Raw genomic sequence first — 20,957 nt, forward strand, 5'->3', positions numbered from 1 at the left:
GTCGGCTAGCGCAGGCCGCGCTGCTGTTTAATCAGCTCCCAGGCCTGCTGGATCTCCTGCGCCTTTTCCTTGGCCATGTTCATCATCTCCGGCGGCAAGCCTTGCGAGGCCAGCTTGTCGGGGTGATGTTTGTTCATCTGCCTGCGGTAGGCTTTCTTCACTTCGCCATCGCTGGCATCGGCGGCGACACCCAGCAGGGTATAAGCATCCTTGAGGCGATCGCGCGGTGGTGGCGCACTGCCGCCGGCCGACTGCTGGCGCCAGTGCTGATGACGCTGACCAAAGCTCGCCTCGGCTTCGGCCATCGCCAGAAACTGTTCCAGCTCCCAACGCGAAAACCCCAACAGCTCAGCCACTTCCAGCAGTCGGGCACGCTGCTGCCCCAACAGACTGCCATTGGCAAAGGCGGCCTGCATCTGGATCTCCAGGAATACGCGCAGCAGATCGAGGCGGCCATGACAGGCGCGTCGAAACGCCGTCAGCTCATCGGTCAACGGGAAATCGCTGGCCTTGCCCTGGCGAAACGAACTCTGTGCCGCTTGACGCAAATCGCCCTGCAACTGCATGCGGTCCATAAACATCGAGGCGATGCGGATCTGTTGTTCGCTGACTCGCCCCGCCGCCTTGGCGATGTGCCCCATCACGGCAAACGTCGTATGGAAGAACAGCGCCTGCTCTTCCCGGGTCGGTACCCGACGAAATCCGAAGCTGGCGCGTCGCCGTACGCCGATATCGTAAAGATGGCCCAGCCACAACCCAAAGATGGCGCCAAGCAGATGTCCAAGCCATAGGCCGACCAGAAAGCCGATCAACTTGCCCTTAAACTGCATGCGATGCCCCCATGAGCTGGGCATCCAGCTCGGCCAGGCGCGCTGGCGTCCCGATGTCACGCCAATCGGCCACCAGATGGCTGCCGCTCAGCCGGCGTTCGGCAATCCAGCGTTCAAAGAAGGGACGCAACGCCGCCTTGCCTGGCGCCATGTCGGCAAACAGTGCTGGCCGATAGAGTGCCACACCACTGAACGTCAGCTGCGGCTGCGCGACGACACGTTCCGACTGCAGCGAGAAATCACCGTGCGGATGCTGAGGTGGATTGTCCACCAGCCACAGATGTCCATCCACATCATCCGGCAACGGGCGTACAAATGCCTGGTAATCACACTCCAGCCAGATATCCCCATTCAGCACCAAGAAAGGCGCCGCCCCGAGCAAGGGTAACGCCTGCCGAATGCCTCCCGCCGTCTCCAGCCCGGTCTCTCCTTCAGCAGACCAGGTAATCGACACCCCTAACGCCGATCCGTCGCCCAACGCGGCGACCAGCTTGTCTCCAAGCCAGGCATGATTGATGACGATCTGCGTGATACCGGCCGCCTTGAGTTTCAAAAGATGGTGCACAATTAATGGCTGCCCACCGACACTCAGTAGCGGTTTGGGAAGATGATCGGTCAGCGGGCGCATCCGCTCCCCGCGACCAGCTGCCAGAATCATGGCCCGCATCAAACTGGCTCCTGTGACACAAAGGCTGGCAACACCCGGTGCCCGAGCCAGTCAGCAAAATCCTGCAACTCCCGGCTGGCCGCCGCTACCTCGGCCACATAGCCCAAAGTGCGCGGAATATCGGCCAAGTAGCCGGATTTGCCGTCCCGGTGATGCAGACGGGTGAAAATGCCCGCAGCCTTCAAATGACGCTGCATCCCGCACCAATCGAACGCCAGGCGGAACTCGTCCGCGCTGTAGCCGGACAACAGATCGGCATCAGCGTAGGCACGATAGGCCTGAGCGACACCATCCGCCACAACCTGCTCCGGCCAGCGCACGTAGCAGTCTTTCAGCAACGAGACCAGATCGTAACTCAAGGGGCCCTGTACCATGTCCTGAAAATCGATGACCGCCAGCTCACCATCACCACAGACCATCAGATTGCGGCTGTGATAATCCCGGTGCATAACGACCTGGGTCTGCGCAAGATTACTCTCTCCCAGACGCTCGAAGGTCGTCGCCAGCAGTTGCTTCTCGGCCGGAGTCAGGTTCAGGCCAAGGTGATGCTCGAGTAGCCACTCGGGGAAAATAGTGTTCTCTCGCGCCATAAAGGCACGGTCAAATGCATCAAGCGGCAAGGTTATCTTGGCAAGCCGAGGCAACACGGCGATGGCCTTGGCATACCAGGCTGCCACAGTGTCGCTCTGCAGCTGGCTGAACAACGAGGTATCACCGAGATCAGACACGCACAGCCAGCCGGCGCTATAGTCCACCGCCTCGACCTGCGGTGCCCGGATCCCGGCCTGAGTCAACGCCAACGCGTTGCGCACAAACTCGCGGTTCTTCTCGGTGGTCGGCGGGGCATCGACCCAGATGCGTCCGGCCGCACGATAATAACGCCGGAAGCTGGCATCGCCAGAAATCAGCTGTAGTGTCAGGTCGGGTTGATTCAGGCGCTGACGCGCCCAGGCCATCAGGCCCAGCATACGATCATGTGTCATAGGATAGAAAAACAGGGCCGTTAGCCCTGAGCGAAATAATGCTTTATCATTGCTCGCTAACATAAAATAATGGCCCGCAAAGCACAACCGCGGTCGATAGGCCTTCTGGAATCCGTTCCCGACCCGATTGAAACTTTTTTTGAGCAAGCATTCATGACCGACAGATCCCTAGGCCTGACCTGCAGCCTTATTGTGACCACCAGCCTCGCCGGCTACGGGCAAGCCTGGGCCGCCGAAGCAGGCGTTTTCGACCAGCATTGTTATAGCGACGTGCCCGCGGCACAACCTAACCCGGCCAACCTGAACCAGTTGCCGGTGGAGGTCAACGCGGATCGAGTTGAAGCGACCCAGGATGGCAAGGCGATTTACAGTGGTGATGTGCAGATATTCCAGGGCATTCGCACCCTGAGCTCACGTTATACCGAACTGGATCAATCGACCCATGACCTGACTGCCAGCGGTAACGTCTTCTATCAGGATGGCCAGGTCACACTGCGTACCAACGAAGCCTTGCATGCCAATCTGCAAACCCGTGACACCCGTCTCGATAAGGCCGAGTATCAGTTGCACGGCTCACCCGCACGCGGCAAGGCCGAGACGATCCATCTGCGCAACGACGAGCGCAGCATAGAGTTGGAACAAGCCCAATTTACGACCTGCCCTCCCGGTCAGGAGATGTGGTGGTTGAAAGCCAGTTCGGTCAATGTCAATCAGGATGAAGTCTTCGGCGAAGCCTGGAATGCCAGCCTCTGGTTGTACGATGTGCCGGTCTTTTATGTGCCGTACATGACCTTCCCGGTCAAGGATGAACGCAAGTCAGGCCTGCTCTACCCAACCTTTGGCTTCAGTTCGCAAGATGGCATCGACCTGCGCACCCCCTACTACTGGAACATTGCTCCCAACTACGATATGACGCTGACCCCGCGCTACATCGAAAAGCGCGGCAACCTGATGCAAAACGAATTCCGTTATCTGCCCAGCGCTGGTCACTCAGGCCGGCTATATACCGAATATATGGGCGAAGATCGCAAAGCAGAAGCCAGTGGCAATGATCTGGGCAGCCGTTGGCTGGTCTACCTTGATCACACCTCGAAGATGATGGATGACAACCTGCAAGTCCATGCGCAGGGCACCCGCGTCGACAGCAATGACTACAACTACTTTAACGACCTGTCGCCACCGATCGACAACGGAGTGGATAATCAGCTGATGCAGTCGCTGACGGCCGGTTACTATCAGCCGATGTGGAACCTCAGCGGTGAAGCGCGGGACTACCAGATCCTGCTGCCTGATGCACTCGAACCGCACCAGATGCTGCCCAGATTGAACTTCAATGCGTACCAGCAAACGCGCTGGCTGGACACCGCCATCCACAGTGAACTCACGCGCTTCGACCATTCGTCGACGCAACGTAAGGCGTATACCGGCACGCGCTTCCATGTCGAACCCGTCGTCACGTTACCGATGGTCAAGGAGCCAGGCTACCGTCTCTCCAGTGAATTCAAGTTGATGTATACCCATTACCAGCAAGAAGTTCCGGATGACATGGACAGCTATTACATCGACCGTGGTTTCGGCCAACTGGCAGACAGCGCCAACCGAACCCTCCCTTCGGTCCGTCTCAACGGTGGCTTGGTGTTTGACCGCATCGGTCATTGGAATAAACAGCTCTATACCCAGACCCTCGAGCCGGAATTCCAGTATCAATATGTGCCGTACCGCAATCAGGACGACATCGGCCTGTTTGATACCACCAACCTGATGCCGGATTACTACAGTCTGTTCAGCGATCGGCGCTTTGCCGGTCTGGATCGTATCAGCGATGCCAACAAGTTGAGTCTGGGCATGACCAGCCGCGTCTTCGACAACGAGAGTGTCGAGCGTCTGCGTCTGACCCTGGGCCAAGCCTATAATTTCCAGACCCCGGAAGTCACCCTGCTTCCCAACGACGAACAGTTACTGAATAGCCGCTCATTGCTGACGTTTGAAGGCGACCTGCATCCAACTGATGAGTGGTTTATCAAGGCGCGCACCTTCTACGATACCCAGCAAAAAAAGGTATCCATCGCCAACGGTGCCGTTGAATACCGAAAGCAGGACTTCATGAGTCAGCTCAACTATCGCTATGTGCGTGAAGGCAACGTCATCTATGATGCGCCATACGAGCAGACCGACATGAGTCAGCTTGGCCTGCTGACTCAGGTACCCATTAACAAGAAGTGGCAGGCGATTGCAGCCTACTACTACGATACCGAACAAAATCGGAACATAGACCGGTTACTGGGTCTGCGTTATGACTCCTGTTGCTGGAGTATCGACATGGTCCTTGAAAGAGCCTACAAGCCGGACAACGTCACGCTGACCGCAGAAGAAGAGACCCGTTTTGGCCTCCAATTCCAGATGAAAGGGCTGGGCAGCGTCGGTTCGGGAACCAGCTATACGCTGGATACCAACTTGTTGCCTTATACCCGGCCTTTCAACCTGAACGATTAACCCTAGTTGCTACCATCGGGAATGAAACTGATGAACAAAAAGCTGTGTAACACCCTGCTTGGCCTGTTTCTGGTCTGTACCGGTTTCGGGCTGCAGGCGGAAGCCCAGACGCTGGATCGCGTCGTCGCAGTCGTGAACCAGGATGTGATCTTACAAAGCCAGCTCGACACGCTGGTGAACAAGGTTCAGCTCGATGCCGCTGCGGCCCATCAGTCGTTGCCAGACGAAGCGCAATTACGCAAACAGGCTCTCGATCGGCTGATCAGCGAGAGTCTGGTGCTGCAATTAGCCGATCGCCAGGGCTTGCGCGTCAGCGATACCCAACTGGATCAAGCCATTGCCTCCATCGCTGCCGAACAAAAAATGAGCGTGGATCAACTGCGGCAAGAGGCTCACAGCAAAGGGCTGAATGAAGCGCAGTTTCGCGATGAAGTCCGCCGTGAAATGTTGATGAGCGAAATCCGCCGCAATCAGGTGCGCCAACGCATCAATATTTCCGACCAGGAAGTGCAACAGGTCGTCAAATTCATGCAGTCTCAAGGCCAAAAGGCACAGCAATACCACGTCGGACACATCATGCTGGCGTTATCCGCGGATGCCGACGCCGACGAGCAGGCCCGCGTTGCTGCAAAAGCCGAGCAACTGATTGCTGAACTGAAGAAGGGCGCTGATTTCCGCAAAATGGCCATCGCTGAAAGTGCGGGGCCCAAGGCGCTGGAGGGCGGGGACTGGGGCTGGATGACACTGGAGGAGATGCCGACCCTGTTGGCTGATGCCGCCCGCGATGCCACCCCGGGTGACATCGTCGGCCCACTGCGCTCAGGCGCCGGTTTGCACATCGTGAAGGTGTTTGAAACACGCGGCGCCAATGCTAGCCAACAAATTGAGGTCCGCGCCCGACATATCCTGCTTCAACCTTCGATCATCCTGACGGACGCTAAGGCCAAGCAGATGCTGGCCGGATTCCTGGCGGAAGTGAAGTCGGGTCATGCCGATTTTGCCAAGTTGGCCGAACAATACTCCGAAGACCCAGGCTCTGCGGTGCAAGGCGGGGAGTTGGGCTGGGCCGATCCGAATATCTACGATCCTCAGTTCCGGGATGTTCTGATGAAGCTGGAGCCAGGCCAGTACAGCGCCCCCTTCCGCTCCAGCCATGGCTGGCACATAGTGCAACTCGAAGAGCGTCGTCAGCAGCAGGCAACCGATGAAAACATGAAGAATCGCGCCTATCAGATGATTTACAACCGCCGCTTTGCCGAGGAAGTGCAAGTCTGGCTGGATGAGTTGCGAGATGAGGCCTACATCAACATCATCAACGGGCAGGCTAACTGATGCACACCACCCCGCGTCTGGTATTGACACCCGGCGAGCCCGCAGGCATAGGCCCGGACCTGATTCTGGGCTTGAGTCAGCGCGCGTGGCCTGCCGAGCTGGTCGTGGTTGCCGACCCCGCTATGCTGCAACGACGCGCGCAGCAGCTGGGACTTGAAATCAGGATTGAACCGTACAACGCCGCTCGCGCAGCGCGCCCACAACCTGCGGGAGTGGTCACCGTCGAAGCGATCGCGCTGAGCGCCGAGGAAATACCTGGCCAGCTCGACGCACGCAATGGTGGTTATGTGCTGGCGACGCTGCAACGTGCCGCCCAAGGGGCGCTGAATGGCGAATTTGCTGCGCTGATCACCGGACCTGTACATAAGGGCGTGATCAACGATGCCGGGGTCAGCTTCACTGGCCATACCGAGTTCTTTGCCGAACTGGCGGGCCGTGAACAGGTGGTGATGATGCTAGCCACCAGCGGATTGCGTGTCGCCCTGGCGACAACGCACCTGCCACTGAAAGAGGTCTCGGCCGCCATCACAGCGGACAGCCTGACTCGTACGCTCGAGATCCTGCATCAGGATTTACAGCAGCAATTTGGCATCGCATCTCCCCGCATTCTGGTGTGCGGCTTGAACCCTCACGCCGGTGAAGGTGGACACATGGGGCGAGAGGAGATCGAGGTTATCGAACCTGTGCTGGAAGCTCAGCGTACACGCGGCATGGATCTGGTCGGTCCCCTCCCCGCGGATACCCTGTTTCAGGACAAGTATCTCAAGGAAGCCGATGCCGTTCTGGCCATGTACCACGATCAAGGATTGCCGGTACTGAAATTCAAGGGGTTTGGCAAGGCTGTCAATATCACCCTGGGTCTTCCTTTCATCCGTACTTCTGTTGACCATGGCACGGCCCTGGATCTGGCAGGAACGGGTCGGGCCGATGCGGGTAGTCTGCTGACTGCGCTGCAACAAGCCCTCGATATGGTAAATGCACGCTCATGAGTAATGATAAAGTTCACCTCGGCCACACGGCGCGCAAGCGCTTTGGGCAAAATTTCCTGCATGATCACTATGTGATCGACAATATAGTCGCGGCCATAGCGCCAAGTGATGACGCCATCATGGTGGAGATCGGCCCCGGGCTCGGCGCACTGACCGAACCCGTCGCCAGTCAAATCCAGCATCTGCACGTCGTCGAGCTGGACCGGGATCTGGCCGAACGCCTGCGTCATCACCCTCTGCTGAGTAGCAAGCTGTCGATTCATGAGGCCGATGCCATGAAGTTCGACTTCAGCAGCTTGCGCACCGACGCGCGCCCGCTGCGGGTGTTTGGCAACTTGCCGTACAACATCTCGACCCCCTTGATGTTTCATCTATTCGAACAATCAGCCGGAATTCGTGACATGCACTTCATGTTGCAAAAGGAGGTGGTTGACCGCCTCGCCGCCGGCCCGAACAGCAAGGCATACGGCCGTCTCAGCGTCATGGCACAGTACTACTGTCAGGTGATTCCGGTGCTGCACGTTGGCCCGGGGGCGTTCAAACCGGCCCCCAAAGTCGACTCGGCGGTCGTACGTCTGGTCCCCCATCAAGTGCTGCCCTATCCGGCGACCCGTATTGAAGATCTGCACCGTGTTTGCATGGAGGCCTTTAACCAACGGCGCAAGACAATCCGCAACAGCATGCGCAATTTCATCTCGGAAGACGCATTGACGGCGCTCGACATCGATCCCAACTTGCGTCCGGAAAACCTGACACTGCAGCAGTTTGTCACCATAGCTAACTGGTTGTCCGCCCAGGGGCAAGGCTAGATACATGAGCGGCAAAATAGTCATTCGCGCATATTCGCTCTATCTGGATGATGAGTCCAAGCCTGAGGAAGCCGAATACCACTTTGCCTATACGATAGAAATCGAAAACGGATTGGCACATAGCGTGCAATTGCTGGAACGACATTGGTTAATCACCGATGCCAACGGCCAACGTCATGAGGTCCAGGGCGTCGGCGTGGTGGGTGAGCAACCCCACATCGCTGCCGGCGAAAGCTACGCCTATAACAGTGGCGTGCATTTCAGAACGCCGCTGGGCTTTATGGAGGGGAGCTATACCTTTCAGGATGCCGATGGCAATCTGTTCGATGAGTCGATCCCGCTGTTTACGCTGGCGATGCCACACCTATTTCACTGATTAAACTATGGCAATTTACTGTGTAGGCGATATTCAGGGCTGTTACGACGAGTTGCGTCGCCTGCTGGATATGGCGGGATTTGATCCCGCTCAAGATGAGCTCTGGCTCACCGGAGATCTGGTGGCGCGCGGTCCGAAATCGCTGGAGGTCATGCGCTTTGTCATCGGATTAGGCGCTCGCGCCACCACCGTACTTGGCAACCATGATTTGCACTTGCTGGCCACAGCGGCAGGCTATGCAAAACCCAAAAAGAAAGATCGTTTGACCGAGCTGCTTGAGGCTCAGGATGCGGATCGTCTATTGCATTGGCTAAGGATGCAACCGCTGCTGGCCGAGCATCCGACAGCCCCCCTGATGATGACACATGCAGGCTTGCCCCCGCAGTGGGATCTGGCCACCGCCCGCCTTTGCGCGCGCGAGGTCGAAGACTTGCTACGTAGCGATCAAGGAAACTGGCTGCTGTGTCATATGTATGGCAATGACCCTGCGCGCTGGGATCCTCGACTGGCCGGGCTCCCACGCTGGCGCTACATCATCAACGCTTTCACACGCATGCGCTTTTGTACGCCGGATGGCAGCCTGGACTTCCACAGTAAAGTCTCACCCAAACAACCCCATCCAGGCTTGATTCCATGGTTTGAACTGCGACAGGCTCATGAGGAGGAACCCGATCTGATCTTTGGGCATTGGGCAGCGCTGATGGGACAGTGTCCCGTCCCCCGGGTTCATGCGCTGGATACTGGCTGTGTCTGGGGAAACCAGCTCACTATGTGGCGATGGGACGATGACGCCATATTCAGCCTCGGCTGTCCTGTGTATGCCAAAGGCGACTGAGTTCGAGCCAGCGTTAACAATCCGCACCCCGGCGTGCATGTTAACGCTTCGACACTGACACGGTTAAGCCTGGACGCCGGCTCGAGCCAGGATCTCAAAGCAGTAGGGATAGGGATTGTGCTCATCCGCGGGGTGATGCTCACGGCTGAGAACTCGCCACTCATCGCCAGCCGCCAGGTAGTCAGGAAACCAGGTATCCCCTTCAACCTGTAAATCAATGTGGGTCAGATATAACCGATCCGCTCGAGGTAGCGCCTCACGATATAGCTGACCACCACCGATGATCATCACCTCCGCCCCACCTTGCACCGCGTGCAAAGCCGCATCGAGCGAAGGACAGCATTCCACGCCGTCAGCAGACCACGCCGGTTGTCGCGAGATAACCAGATTACGGCGGCCCGGCAAAGGGCGCCCAATGGACTCGTAGGTGCGCCGCCCCATGATGACCGGCTTGCCCAGCGTCATCTGCTTGAAATGGCGCAGATCGGCCGGCATATGCCATGGCATCTGGTTATTGGCACCTATCACTCGGCCATGCGCCATGGCCACGATCAGCGAAATCAGCATGACAACTCCCGGTCAGACAATTGGCCGGTTACGGTAAATGATCAACGGCGGAATAGCGAGTCCGAAACTCAATGCCACCAAAATAATGAGTGTTTTCAGTCCGTTCTCCAGCGCCGCTGATATCAGATGGGCACTCGCCCCCTCACTGTTCATACTCAGCACCGCTATGATGGTATTAAACGCAAACTTGCCCGGGATCATCGGAATGATACAGGCCACCGTGAAAACGGGCCGCGGCGCCAGCAAGCGGCGAGACAGATAGACAAACGTCAGGCTCACCAGACTGCTGGCCGCCAATGTTGCCCATTCGATGGGGAGGCCATAGTGCACCAATAAGGCACGCAGGCTATGTGCCAGTGCCCCCACCACAGCACAATACTTTAAAAAGCGGGGCGGGACAGAAAACAACATCGCGAAGCCCACTGCTGGAATCGCAGACCAAAAGGCATCCCACAGCACCAGCGTAACGACCTCTCTCATGGCTGCCACCCCCAGACGCCGGTTAATTTCATCGCCAGGACAATTCCCGTTGTCGCACTGAGCGTCAGCATGGTAGCCGTCAGCCAACGTGCCAGCCCCATGTTGTAATAGCCCTTGACGACATCAAGCACAGCGTTAATCAACGGAAAGCCTGGAACCAGCAGCAGCACACTGGCGGCCATGGCCAGCTCCGGCTGTTTCCCGAGGTTGAAGAGGGTAGCCATACTGGCAATCACAGTCGCGACAAACGCCGTCGCGGCAAAATTAAGCAAGGGGCTGAAATGGCGATAGGCAATTTCCTGGCGCACCGCCATCGCAACTGATGAGGCCAGCGAGGTAATAAAAAATACGGGCCAGTCACCGCCAAACAGCAGGCTGAAACTACCACAGGAGAGACCGATCATCAGCACAACCAGCCAACGGTTGTAACGAAAGGGTTTAATCGCATCCAGCCGTGCACGGACCTCTACCGTATTCTCCAACAGACGCTTTTCCGCCAGGATGCAGATACGCTGAATCTCACACAGCACCTGCATATGAATGCCAAACTCATGAATACGGCGCGTGGTGGTGATGCAGGAACCATGATTGAGTGTGGTCAGAATAATGGCGCTGGGGGTAATCGCCATCTCGACACTCTCGACGCCCAGCGCATGGCCAAGGCGGCAGGTGGTCTGTTCAATGATCCGGCTCTCTGCCCCGCAGGAAGCCAGCATCTGTGCAGTTTTGACGAGTACGCGCGTAACGTCCGTCTGCTCTTCCCGGGTCAGAATCTTGTGCTGTGGCATCGCTTTCGTCCTTGAAGGTGTGCGAACAGGCCCGATAACGGGGCGAAGATTGTACTATCCGGCGCCGTGAGCGATCTTAACCCATATCAAGAATCACTCATGAGTGCATTGGCTCTGGCGAACCAGACTACGCAACAATCTATCAATCAAGGCCAGTTGCAAGCCACATTGATAAATCAACCAGCTGTAGCCATAGGTATTCAGAACCGGATGGGCTTGCAGTTCTAGCTGGGATAGCAACTCCTGCTTCAATTCGAGCACCGACTCTAGAACTACCAAATCACTGCGTTCGCCCCGACAAAACGCGGCAGCCTCTTTCATCCAGCCAGCAAGCGAGCGCGCACGCAATCCAATCCCGAAGTTATGTTGAATTTCCTGTTCACTGGCTGCGGTTTCCCAACGGCTTTGCGCAATCAGTTCAATCAGCAACAGACAACGCCCCTGAGCCTCAACCAGTTGCTCGAGCTCGCGCTGCGAATGCCGAAGGGCACGGCTCTCCAACGTCACTGAGCGCAACAAGCCTTGTTGACGCTGAACATGCCGCTCCAGCGCTTTCAGGCGTCCTCTGGTTTTTAACGGGCGATGCACGTTGGGAGACAGATGGCTCAGCCAGACCTGGGACATCCCCTGTAATGTCGAGGCCAATAACCAGCGCCACTCATTACGCGCGCGCAAGGGCAAAACCAACTGCGACACGGCAATGGCGATCAGGCAGCCCAGCAGTATGGTCGCGGTACGCCAGATGGCCTCGGTCATTCCCTGCTCCCCACCGTCCAGCACTATCATCAGTGTGAATCCGGCCACCAGATAGGCATAACTCATCTTGCCACTGGCTCGCCAGGTAACAAAGGCGATCGCCAGCAACGCCAGCAGCGCAGTGATCCAGGGGTTAGCCGTCAGATACAGGATGCCGATACCATATAAAGCACCACAGAGTGTGCCAATGACCCGCTGAATGGATTTTTCCAGCGCCCCTCCCACCTGGGGCAAGGTCAGCATAATGATGACGATAGTGACCGAGGTCCACGCCAGGTAGGGCAACGGATAGAGATAATTCAACAGATGGGCTATCAGCAGCGCCAACGAGATCTTCAAGACATGAATGATGCGAATATGACGATAAACGAACTGCTCGATACGGCTGGGGGCGGCAAAAATCGACATGAAATCTCCAAACAGACACCCCGCGCTCAAGGGAGAGTCGCGGGGTTGGATGCTGGTTAGCGGGTGTAGATGACTTCTACATCGTAGTCATCATCATCCCAGTCATCATCATCGTCGTCGTTCTCGCCGTCACTATGCTGTGCCAGTTGCTCTTTGTGGTAGTCATCCCACATAAATTCAGCACGCTCGGGCTTTGTCTGCTCCAGCTCTTCCTGACGCGGCAAGGTTTCCAACAAACCTGCGATATCGTAGCAGATAGGATCGGTGCCCTGTTTGTCAAAAGCCGATATACGGTAAACAGCACCTTCCCATGCCAGCGTTTTTACCACGCGCTCAATGATCTCATCGGCTTCTTCTTCCAGCACCAGATCCAGCTTGTTGAACACCAACCATCGTGGTTTGGCTGCCAGTTCCGGGCTGTATTTTTCCAGCTCATGAATAATCGTCCTGGCATTTTCGGCTGGGTCAGAGCCATCGACCGGCAGAATATCGACCAGATGGAGCAGCACACGGCATCGTTCAAGGTGCTTGAGAAAACGGATCCCCAACCCTGCGCCTTCAGCTGCACCTTCGATCAGGCCAGGAATGTCCGCGATCACAAACGAATTACGCTCGCCCATCCGCACCACACCCAGATTGGGCACCAGGGTAGTGAACGGGTAATCCGCTACCTTCGGACGCGCGGCTGACACGGCACGGATAAATGTCGACTTGCCTGCGTTCGGCAATCCTAACAGGCCGACATCTGCTAACAGCAGCAGCTCCATGCGCAAGTTGCGTACTTCACCTGGCGTTCCCATCGTCTTCTGACGAGGAGCGCGATTGACTGAACTCTTGAAACGGGTATTACCCAAACCATGAAATCCGCCTTTGGCGACCATCAACTTCTGGCCTTCTTTGGTCAGGTCACCCAGGATCTCGCCCGTATCTTCATCGCGAGCGCGCGTCCCCACCGGCACTTTCAGCACCAGATCCTTACCTCGTGCACCAGTACAGTTGGCACCGCGACCATTCTCGCCACGTTCGGCCATATGAAAGCGCTCAAAACGATAGTCGATCAGGGTGTTGAGGTTGGTGTCGGCCAGCAGATAAACATCTCCGCCATCGCCACCGTCACCGCCGTCCGGCCCGCCATTCGGGATAAACTTTTCGCGACGGAAACTGACACAGCCATTACCGCCATCTCCCGCCTCAACGCGGATCTGGACTTCATCAACGAATTTCATGTCTTAACCACTCCTGTCCCCTGAGTACCGCCTATGGGGCAATTATAGAGACTCCGGGAACACATCAACGAGGACTCTTTTCTGTTCAAGAAAAGCAAAGGCCCCGCCAATCGGCAGGGCCTCTGATGTCTGTCGTGTCAATTATTCAGCAACGATGCTGACGAACTTACGGTTGTTCGGACCCTTGACTTCGAACTTGACCTTGCCAGCTGCCAGAGCGAACAGGGTGTGGTCTTTACCACAACCTACGTTGTCACCAGCGTGGAACTTGGTACCGCGTTGACGGATGATGATGTTACCCGCCAGAACGCTTTCACCACCGAAACGCTTAACGCCGAGGCGCTTACTTTCGGAATCACGACCGTTGCGGGAAGAACCGCCAGCCTTTTTGTGTGCCATTTGATGGTCTCCTCAGAATTAAGCAGTGATACCAGTGATTTTAACTTCAGTGAACCACTGGCGGTGGCCCATCTCTTTACGATGGTGCTTACGACGACGGAACTTAACGATCTTGACCTTCTCGCCACGGCCGTGAGCCACAACTTCAGCCAGAACCTTACCGCCAGCAACATAAGGAGCGCCGACCTTCACTTCTTCGCCTTGGGCAACCATCAGAACCTTATCGAATTCTACGGTAGCACCGGTTTCAGCTTCCAGCTTCTCCAGGCGAACAACCTGGCCTTCAGCTACACGGTGTTGCTTGCCGCCACTTTGGATAACAGCGTACATGTTTAAACTCCGAATTGGGCATCTGCCATACATAAGGCGATGCACAAAAAACTTGATGACAATGGGCGCGCATTCTACGCAACTTACCTATGACAGGCAAGCCCATTTATGGATTAACGACCAATTTATGATCACAGAGTGTGCCAACATTAGGCTAACACCGAGAACTGCATTAGTTTAACAATTCATGTAGAATCCGTGAATACAAGATCGGCAATGCCGCGTATTTGGAACTCAAACTCATCGCCATGGATCAACACGCAATTCGTGCCCTCGCCTCTGACGACATGCAGGCAGTCAACACCCAGATCATGCAACGTCTGCAGTCCGATGTCCCGCTCGTCAATCAACTCGGGTTTTACATCATCAGTGGCGGCGGCAAACGCATGCGCCCCATGCTGACCGTTCTGGCGGCACGAGCACTCAATTATCTGCATGACGAGCATATCAAGCTGGCCAGTATCATTGAATTCATCCATACAGCGACACTGCTGCACGACGATGTCGTCGATGAATCCGACCTGCGCCGGGGTAGAGACACGGCCAATGCGCTGTTTGGTAATGCGGCCAGCGTATTGGTTGGCGATTTCCTGTATACCCGAGCATTTCAGATGATGGCCGAAATCGGCAATCTGAAGGTCATGGAGATCCTTGCCGAGACAACCAATGTCATCGCTGAGGGTGAAGTCATGCAGTTGATGAACTGCAATGACCCCCATCTCAGTGAAGACGCCTACTTCAATGTGATCTATTGCAAGACCGCGAAGCTGTTTGAGGCGGCAACAAGGCTACCTGCGGTACTTGCAGGTTCGGATGCGCGGACTGAACTGGCATTACAAGAGTACGGACGCTACCTGGGTACGGCATTTCAGATCATCGACGACGTCATGGACTACACAGCGGACAGCGACGTCATGGGCAAGAGCGTGGGAGATGATTTAGCCGAGGGCAAGGCAACCCTGCCGCTAATTCATGCCATGCGCACCGCCAATGACAGCGACAGAGCCTTGCTGAGTCGGGCTATCACAGAGCGTGATGGCATAGATTATCTGGAGCGCATACTGGAAATACTGCATCAGACAGGTGCCTTCGACTATAGTCAGCGTAAAGCTGAAGCCGAGGCTGAAAAAGCAAAACAGGCACTCTCTTGCCTACCAGACTCACAATACCGCAGTGCCTTGCTTGCGCTGGCTGATCTGGCTGTCCATCGCAACACCTGAACAAACTACCTACGGCACAATAAATAAAGCCGATCAATTCGATCGGCTTTATTTTTACAGCTGGTGCGATTTATTAATCGGCAAACGGGTGACGCAGTATCATGGTCTCGTCGCGGTCCGGACCTGTGGAGATGATATCGACAGGTACACCAGTGATCGCTTCAATACGACGGATGTAATTGCGAGCCGCTTCAGGCAGGGCCTCCAGCGTCTTAACACCGAAAGTGTTCTCGCTCCAACCCGGCATGCTTTCATAGACCGGGGTGACCAACTCGTAATCATCGGCAGACATAGGCGGAACATCGCGAATCGAACCGTCCGGGAACTGGTAACCAGTACAGATCTTGACGGTTTCCAGCCCATCCAGCACATCCAGCTTAGTCAGACAAAAGCCGGAGACAGAGTTGATCTGGATAGCACGCTTCATCGCAACCGCATCGAACCAACCACAACGGCGCTTACGTCCGGTTGTCGCGCCAAACTCCTGGCCGCGCGTTCCGAGCTGTTCCCCGATGGCGTCATGCAACTCCGTCGGGAAAGGACCACCACCAACACGCGTAGTGTAGGCTTTAGCAATTCCCAGCACATAATCGACGTAACGAGGGCCAAAGCCTGAACCTGTGGCAACCCCACCGGCAGTGGTATTGGAGGAGGTAACATACGGGTAGGTACCATGGTCGATATCCAGCAAGGTGCCCTGTGCACCTTCGAACATCAGACGATCACCCCGTTGCCGCGCCTTGTCGAGCAAGTCAGTTACATCGACAACCATGGAGGTCAACAGTGCCGCATAGCCTTGAGCTTCGGCCAGAACAGCCTCGTAAGAAACAGCTTCGACACCATAATAGTGGGTCAACTGGAAGTTGTGATATTCCATCACCTCTTTCAGTTTCTCGGCGAAAACCGCCATATTGGCCAGATCACCGACTCGCAGCCCACGCCGCGCGACCTTGTCTTCGTAGGCCGGACCGATGCCACGACCAGTCGTCCCGATCGCTTTAGCTCCTCGCGCCTTTTCACGAGCCTGATCGAGGGCAACATGGTAGGACAGAATCAGAGGGCAGGCTTCGCTTAGCAGCAAACGCTCACGCACCGGAACGCCGCGAGCTTCGAGGGCAGCCATTTCCTTCAGCAGTGCATCCGGCGCCAACACAACACCATTGCCGATGATGCATTTGCAGTTGTCACGCAAAATACCGGAAGGAATGAGGTGGAGCACGGTTTTTTCACCGTTAATGACCAGTGTGTGACCGGCATTGTGGCCACCCTGATAGCGAATTACATACTGTGCCTTGTCGGTCAGCAGATCGACAATCTTGCCTTTGCCTTCGTCACCCCATTGGGTTCCGAGGATTACGACGCTCTGTCCCATCTTCAATTATCTGCAGTTGGTTAAAAAAGAATTCTACCAAAGAAAGCCACCCGTCGGAATCACCCTGTGCCCAAAATAGCAGCAAAGGGATGCCGTATGGCGAAGCTATCCATGCCGGCGACACGTATACCGCAATTGGCCATCTCGCTCAACCGGAATGCTCTGTGTTGATGCTCATCTGTTGACTAATAAATAGCAAAACACTCGCCCCCTAGCCTAAATATCACCATGAATCACTACGCATATCAGCCGGCGTCGACGCTTTGACTAATCAGCCGTTTTTTTATCGCATAAATAGAAAAAGGCCCTATGACAGGGCCTTTTCTCGCTACTTGGCAGCAGCAGTTCCATTTTGGTCTCTGTAGTAACGGAAGAATTCGCTATCCGGCCTCAGCACCATGACGTCACCGCTGTTTTCAAAACTCTTGCGATAGGCTTCCATACTACGCAGAAACGAGAAGAACTCAGGGCTCTTCTTGTACGTCTCTGCATAGATACGCGTTGCCTCGGCATCGCCTTCACCTCGCAGCTGACGCGCCTGACGCTCGGCATTCGCCAGCATGACGGTCACTTTCCGGTCAATATCAGCACGGATAAACTCCGCCTTTTCACGACCCTGCGATCTGTGTTCGCGGGCAACAGCATTCCGCTCGGCACGCATACGCTGATAGATGGAGTTGGATACCTCCAACGGCAAGTTGATCTGTTTGATGCGCACATCAATGACTTTGATCCCCAACTCGGAAGAGCTGGCGGAACTCAGCAAGGCCTTTTCCATCACCTCGGTGCGTTCACCTGAAACGATGTCCTTGATGGTGCGGCCACCGATCTCGGAACGCAGGCCGTTGTTGATCTTGCGCTTCAGCAACGACTCAGCCTGCACTCGATTGCCACCACCCGTCGCGAGGAAGAACTTGGCAAAGTCCTCGATACGCCATTTGACGTAGGAGTCGATGATCAGGTCTTTTTTCTCCGAAGTAACAAAGCGATCGGCCTGAGCATCCATGGTCTGGAGCCGGGCATCAAGTTTTCTCACTTCGTCGATTAACGGGACTTTGAAGTGCAGACCGGGTTGATAGACTCGGGGCAGATCACCATCGCGTTTTACCTTACCAAACTGCACGACAATACCTGCCTGCCCCTCATCGACCACAAACACCGATGACGCCCCAATCAGTAACACTACAGCCAGTGCACCAAGTACGATTTTCTTCATCAATTAATATCTCCCCACGGTTCGCTCACTGCTGCGTAACGGCGCACTGTCCAGTCCGACCGTATCCGAAGCCTGCTCGCCAGAGCTGGAACTGCGTACCGGTAACTGGCTATTGGCTCCGGCTGTCGCCGGAGCGGCGCGTCCACCCTGAGCAGCAGGAGGAGTCAGCTTATCGAGCGGAAGATAAATCATGCTGTTTGAGCCTTGCGGCAAATCAACCAGCACTTTGTTCGCCTTGCTGTAAATCTCTTCCATGGTTTCCAGATAAATACGCTGGCGAGTCAAATCGGGAGCGGCTTGGTATTGTGGCAGCAGCTCATTAAAGCGAGCGACTTCACCTGTTGCCTTCAGTACCGTTTGTTCTTTATAGGCTAACGCCTCTTCTTCCAGTCGCTTAACCTGGCCGCGCGCCTTGGGCTCTACTTCACGGGCATACGCCTCTGCTTCACGAATGAAACGCTCTTCGTCTTCTTGGGCAGAGATGGCATCGTCGAAGGCATCCTTCACTTCTTCCGGCGGACGCGCTGGCAAGAAGTTAACATCCACGACAACAATCCCCATATCGTAAGGCTCGATGGTATCCTCAAGTTCTTGCCAAGTATCTTGACGCACCTTCTCCCGGCCTCGGGTTAACACATCATCCATGGTGTTATGGCCGACGACATAACGTAATGCACTGTCGGTTGCCTGGCTGAGACTGTCATCTGCATTGGTGACACTGAACAGATACTTGCGGGCATCGGCGATGCGATACTGGACATCCATCTCGACACGTACCACGTTCTCATCACGTGTCAGAACAAAGCCGGCAGCCGGCAAGGAGCGCACCGACTCGACATCGACCGGTATCACGTGATCGATAAAGGTCGCCTTCCAGCGCAATCCTGGTTCAACGCTTTCATAGAATTTGCCAAACCGCAGCACTACACCACGCTCAGCCTCTTTAATGGTATAGAAGCCGCTGATAACCCAGGCTACCAACGCAATCATCAGGACGACAGTGATGCCCACACCATTGATGTCACCACCAGGACGTCGGCCACCAGTCAAGCCCCCCAGCTTTTGCATCAAATTCCGAAATACCTTATCCAGATCGGGAGGCGTCTGGTTACTCTTACCACTATTTCCCCACGGATCTCGGTCTTTCCCATTATTTCCGGGCTCATTCCAAGCCATTGGCGTCTCCACTTCTTGTTGTTTGTCCGCACTTTAGCAAGCAATCAGGTGACAATAAAGGCACGTAAGCGCTCCCCTTCCTGCTTCAAAAGACGATTCCAGTCACTTAGTGGCAGGCGAATCCTTACTCGCCACTCCCCATTTTCATCGTGTTCTTCCGTTTCAATGATACGCATTTTATACAGCAGACTGCGGATGCGCCCCTCTTCTGGCGGCAGACAAAGCACAATCTGCGCTATGCCCGGCAACAGCAGCTCGGTCAATGCTGACATCAACAGATCGCATCCCTCACCACTCAAGGCGGATAGCCAGACGGCGACAGGCTTGCCCTGATCATCGCGCTCAATGCGGGGGGTTGCCCCATCCATGGCATCCAGTTTGTTATATACCAGCAGCTGCGGTAAATCGTCGGCGTCGATCTCTTTGAGCACCAACTGCACCTGATGCATGTTGTCCGCCATCCGCTCATCCACGCAATCGATAACATGCAACTGCAAATCGGCATCACGGGTTTCTTGCAGCGTCGCCTTGAAGGCGGCAACCAAATCATGAGGCAAATGCCTGATAAACCCTACAGTATCCGCCATGATGACAGTACCGACATCGGGTAACGAGATGCGCCTGAGCGTTGGATCCAACGTGGCGAACAGCTGATCCGCAGCATAGACTTCGGCGTTAGTCATGCGGTTGAACAGCGTGGATTTTCCGGCGTTGGTATATCCGACCAAGGACACCACCGGAATCTCATTCCGGGTCCTGGCGCGACGCCCCTGCTCCCGTTGACGTTCTACCTTCTCGAGCCGCCGTAAAATCGTGGTGATGCGCTCTCGCACCAGTCGACGGTCGGTTTCCAGCTGCGTTTCACCAGGCCCGCGCAGGCCGATGCCGCCCTTCTGTCGCTCAAGGTGAGTCCAGCCACGGACCAGCCGGGTAGACAAATGTCGGAGCTGAGCCAACTCAACCTGCAACTTACCTTCATAGGTACGAGCTCGCTGGGCGAAAATATCCAAAATTAACGAGGTGCGGTCCAGCACACGGCATTCGAAAACCCGTTCTAGATTACGCTCCTGTGCAGGCGTGAGGGCGTGATTGAAAATCACCAGATCGGCGCCCGTTGTTCGCACTTCGGCGGCAATTTCTTCAGCTTTACCCGTGCCGACAAAGAACTTGGGCTGGGGAACAGGACGGCGGCACGTCATAACCGAAAGGATATTAGCCCCGGCTGAACTGACCAGCATTTTCAGTTCAGCCAGATCCTCGCGCGCCCCTTCATCCGTGAAATCGACATGAACCAGAATGGCCTGTTCGCCAGCTTCATAACGCTCAAACAAGCGGTAACTCCTTAACTCCGGGAATCTCCCGGCTTACATCTTACGGATGGCAATAGAAACCAACGAAGTTATTCTTCTGTGGCTGCATCGCTTCCAGAAGCAGGAGCCGAGTGCTGATGGTGCGGAACCGCACGTGATGGCACCACGGTGGAGATAGCATGTTTGTAGACCATCTGGCTGACGGTATTTTTCAGCAGAATGACGAACTGGTCAAAAGACTCGATTTGGCCTTGCAGTTTGATGCCATTCACCAGATAAATAGAAACGGGAATCCGCTCCCTACGCAGCGCATTCAGAAATGGATCCTGAAGTGATTGCCCCTTAGCCATATTTTTTAATCCTTATATTTGTTTGTAGTACTAAATTATTGCCAT

General features: G+C 55.5%; 22 protein-coding genes. 7 read left to right on the plus strand and 15 right to left on the minus strand.

What is annotated here, in order from left to right; genetic code table 11:
- Positions 1 to 5: 5 nt before the first annotated feature.
- The 3 genes from djlA to ACFOSS_RS06505 are packed head-to-tail and all read right to left on the minus strand — an operon-like array spanning position 6 to position 2,480.
- Positions 6 to 830 (minus strand): co-chaperone DjlA, encoded by an 825-nt coding sequence (gene djlA / locus ACFOSS_RS06495; RefSeq protein WP_377151352.1) that lies wholly within the window; start codon positions 828 to 830, stop codon positions 6 to 8.
- Positions 820 to 1,497: an N-acetylmuramate alpha-1-phosphate uridylyltransferase MurU gene (murU, locus tag ACFOSS_RS06500; protein WP_377151353.1), complete on the minus strand. Its 678-nt coding sequence runs from the start codon at positions 1,495 to 1,497 to the stop codon at positions 820 to 822. The genes djlA and murU overlap by 11 nt, the downstream gene beginning before the upstream one ends.
- Positions 1,497 to 2,480: an aminoglycoside phosphotransferase family protein gene (locus tag ACFOSS_RS06505; RefSeq protein ID WP_377151354.1), complete on the minus strand. Its 984-nt coding sequence runs from the start codon at positions 2,478 to 2,480 to the stop codon at positions 1,497 to 1,499. Before ACFOSS_RS06505 ends, murU begins: the two co-directional genes overlap by 1 nt.
- A 153-nt stretch (positions 2,481 to 2,633) precedes the next feature.
- Between ACFOSS_RS06505 and lptD the strand changes: the two genes are divergently transcribed.
- From lptD to ACFOSS_RS06535, 6 genes are read left to right on the plus strand one after another with little or no spacing between them, the layout of a single operon-like run.
- Positions 2,634 to 4,973, plus strand: a complete 2,340-nt coding sequence (gene lptD / locus ACFOSS_RS06510) for an LPS assembly protein LptD (protein ID WP_377151355.1) — start codon at positions 2,634 to 2,636, stop codon at positions 4,971 to 4,973.
- Between the two features lie 30 nt (positions 4,974 to 5,003).
- Positions 5,004 to 6,305 (plus strand): peptidylprolyl isomerase SurA, encoded by a 1,302-nt coding sequence (surA, locus tag ACFOSS_RS06515; protein WP_377151356.1) that lies wholly within the window; start codon positions 5,004 to 5,006, stop codon positions 6,303 to 6,305.
- Positions 6,305 to 7,294 (plus strand): 4-hydroxythreonine-4-phosphate dehydrogenase PdxA, encoded by a 990-nt coding sequence (gene pdxA, locus ACFOSS_RS06520; RefSeq protein ID WP_377151357.1) that lies wholly within the window; start codon positions 6,305 to 6,307, stop codon positions 7,292 to 7,294. Before surA ends, pdxA begins: the two co-directional genes overlap by 1 nt.
- On the plus strand, positions 7,291 to 8,103 hold the full coding sequence (gene rsmA, locus ACFOSS_RS06525; RefSeq protein ID WP_377151358.1) for a 16S rRNA (adenine(1518)-N(6)/adenine(1519)-N(6))-dimethyltransferase RsmA: 813 nt from the start codon (positions 7,291 to 7,293) through the stop codon (positions 8,101 to 8,103). The genes pdxA and rsmA overlap by 4 nt, the downstream gene beginning before the upstream one ends.
- A gap of 4 nt (positions 8,104 to 8,107) precedes the next feature.
- On the plus strand, positions 8,108 to 8,479 hold the full coding sequence (gene apaG / locus ACFOSS_RS06530; RefSeq protein WP_377151359.1) for a Co2+/Mg2+ efflux protein ApaG: 372 nt from the start codon (positions 8,108 to 8,110) through the stop codon (positions 8,477 to 8,479).
- Positions 8,480 to 8,486: 7 nt separating this feature from the next.
- Positions 8,487 to 9,314: a symmetrical bis(5'-nucleosyl)-tetraphosphatase gene (locus ACFOSS_RS06535; protein WP_377151360.1), complete on the plus strand. Its 828-nt coding sequence runs from the start codon at positions 8,487 to 8,489 to the stop codon at positions 9,312 to 9,314.
- Between the two features lie 63 nt (positions 9,315 to 9,377).
- Here ACFOSS_RS06535 and folA read toward each other — a convergent pair whose 3' ends face one another.
- From folA to rplU, 7 genes are all read right to left on the minus strand, one after another.
- Positions 9,378 to 9,881 (minus strand): type 3 dihydrofolate reductase, encoded by a 504-nt coding sequence (gene folA / locus ACFOSS_RS06540; protein ID WP_377151361.1) that lies wholly within the window; start codon positions 9,879 to 9,881, stop codon positions 9,378 to 9,380.
- Between the two features lie 12 nt (positions 9,882 to 9,893).
- Complete coding sequence (locus tag ACFOSS_RS06545; protein ID WP_377151362.1) at positions 9,894 to 10,361, minus strand: threonine/serine exporter family protein; 468 nt, start codon at positions 10,359 to 10,361, stop codon at positions 9,894 to 9,896.
- Positions 10,358 to 11,149, minus strand: a complete 792-nt coding sequence (locus tag ACFOSS_RS06550; RefSeq protein ID WP_377151363.1) for a threonine/serine exporter family protein — start codon at positions 11,147 to 11,149, stop codon at positions 10,358 to 10,360. Before ACFOSS_RS06550 ends, ACFOSS_RS06545 begins: the two co-directional genes overlap by 4 nt.
- A 93-nt stretch (positions 11,150 to 11,242) precedes the next feature.
- On the minus strand, positions 11,243 to 12,313 hold the full coding sequence (locus ACFOSS_RS06555) for an FUSC family protein (protein WP_377151365.1): 1,071 nt from the start codon (positions 12,311 to 12,313) through the stop codon (positions 11,243 to 11,245).
- Positions 12,314 to 12,369: 56 nt separating this feature from the next.
- Positions 12,370 to 13,539, minus strand: coding sequence for an Obg family GTPase CgtA (gene cgtA, locus ACFOSS_RS06560; RefSeq protein WP_377151367.1), 1,170 nt, complete (start codon positions 13,537 to 13,539; stop codon positions 12,370 to 12,372).
- A 141-nt stretch (positions 13,540 to 13,680) separates the two neighbouring features.
- Positions 13,681 to 13,938, minus strand: a complete 258-nt coding sequence (rpmA, locus tag ACFOSS_RS06565) for a 50S ribosomal protein L27 (protein ID WP_377151369.1) — start codon at positions 13,936 to 13,938, stop codon at positions 13,681 to 13,683.
- Between the two features lie 18 nt (positions 13,939 to 13,956).
- The gene (gene rplU / locus ACFOSS_RS06570; protein WP_377151371.1) at positions 13,957 to 14,268 is read right to left on the minus strand and encodes a 50S ribosomal protein L21; all 312 of its coding nucleotides are present in this window, start codon (positions 14,266 to 14,268) and stop codon (positions 13,957 to 13,959) included.
- A 248-nt stretch (positions 14,269 to 14,516) separates the two neighbouring features.
- Between rplU and ispB the strand changes: the two genes are divergently transcribed.
- Positions 14,517 to 15,488, plus strand: coding sequence for an octaprenyl diphosphate synthase (ispB, locus tag ACFOSS_RS06575; RefSeq protein ID WP_377151373.1), 972 nt, complete (start codon positions 14,517 to 14,519; stop codon positions 15,486 to 15,488).
- Between the two features lie 73 nt (positions 15,489 to 15,561).
- On the opposite strand, the gene ACFOSS_RS06580 is transcribed toward ispB, so the two are convergent.
- The 5 genes from ACFOSS_RS06580 to hfq form a co-directional block, all read right to left on the minus strand.
- Positions 15,562 to 16,860 (minus strand): adenylosuccinate synthase, encoded by a 1,299-nt coding sequence (locus ACFOSS_RS06580; protein WP_377151375.1) that lies wholly within the window; start codon positions 16,858 to 16,860, stop codon positions 15,562 to 15,564.
- 328 nt (positions 16,861 to 17,188) lie between these two features.
- The gene (gene hflC, locus ACFOSS_RS06585) at positions 17,189 to 18,076 is read right to left on the minus strand and encodes a protease modulator HflC (protein WP_377151377.1); all 888 of its coding nucleotides are present in this window, start codon (positions 18,074 to 18,076) and stop codon (positions 17,189 to 17,191) included.
- A 3-nt stretch (positions 18,077 to 18,079) separates the two neighbouring features.
- The gene (gene hflK / locus ACFOSS_RS06590) at positions 18,080 to 19,252 is read right to left on the minus strand and encodes an FtsH protease activity modulator HflK (RefSeq protein WP_377151379.1); all 1,173 of its coding nucleotides are present in this window, start codon (positions 19,250 to 19,252) and stop codon (positions 18,080 to 18,082) included.
- A 44-nt stretch (positions 19,253 to 19,296) separates the two neighbouring features.
- Positions 19,297 to 20,583, minus strand: a complete 1,287-nt coding sequence (hflX, locus tag ACFOSS_RS06595) for a ribosome rescue GTPase HflX (RefSeq protein WP_377151381.1) — start codon at positions 20,581 to 20,583, stop codon at positions 19,297 to 19,299.
- 68 nt (positions 20,584 to 20,651) lie between these two features.
- On the minus strand, positions 20,652 to 20,912 hold the full coding sequence (gene hfq, locus ACFOSS_RS06600) for an RNA chaperone Hfq (protein WP_377151382.1): 261 nt from the start codon (positions 20,910 to 20,912) through the stop codon (positions 20,652 to 20,654).
- Positions 20,913 to 20,957: the final 45 nt, after the last annotated feature.

Source organism: Pseudaeromonas sharmana, from assembly GCF_042649925.1.
GTDB classification, from domain to species: domain Bacteria; phylum Pseudomonadota; class Gammaproteobacteria; order Enterobacterales; family Aeromonadaceae; genus Pseudaeromonas; species Pseudaeromonas sharmana.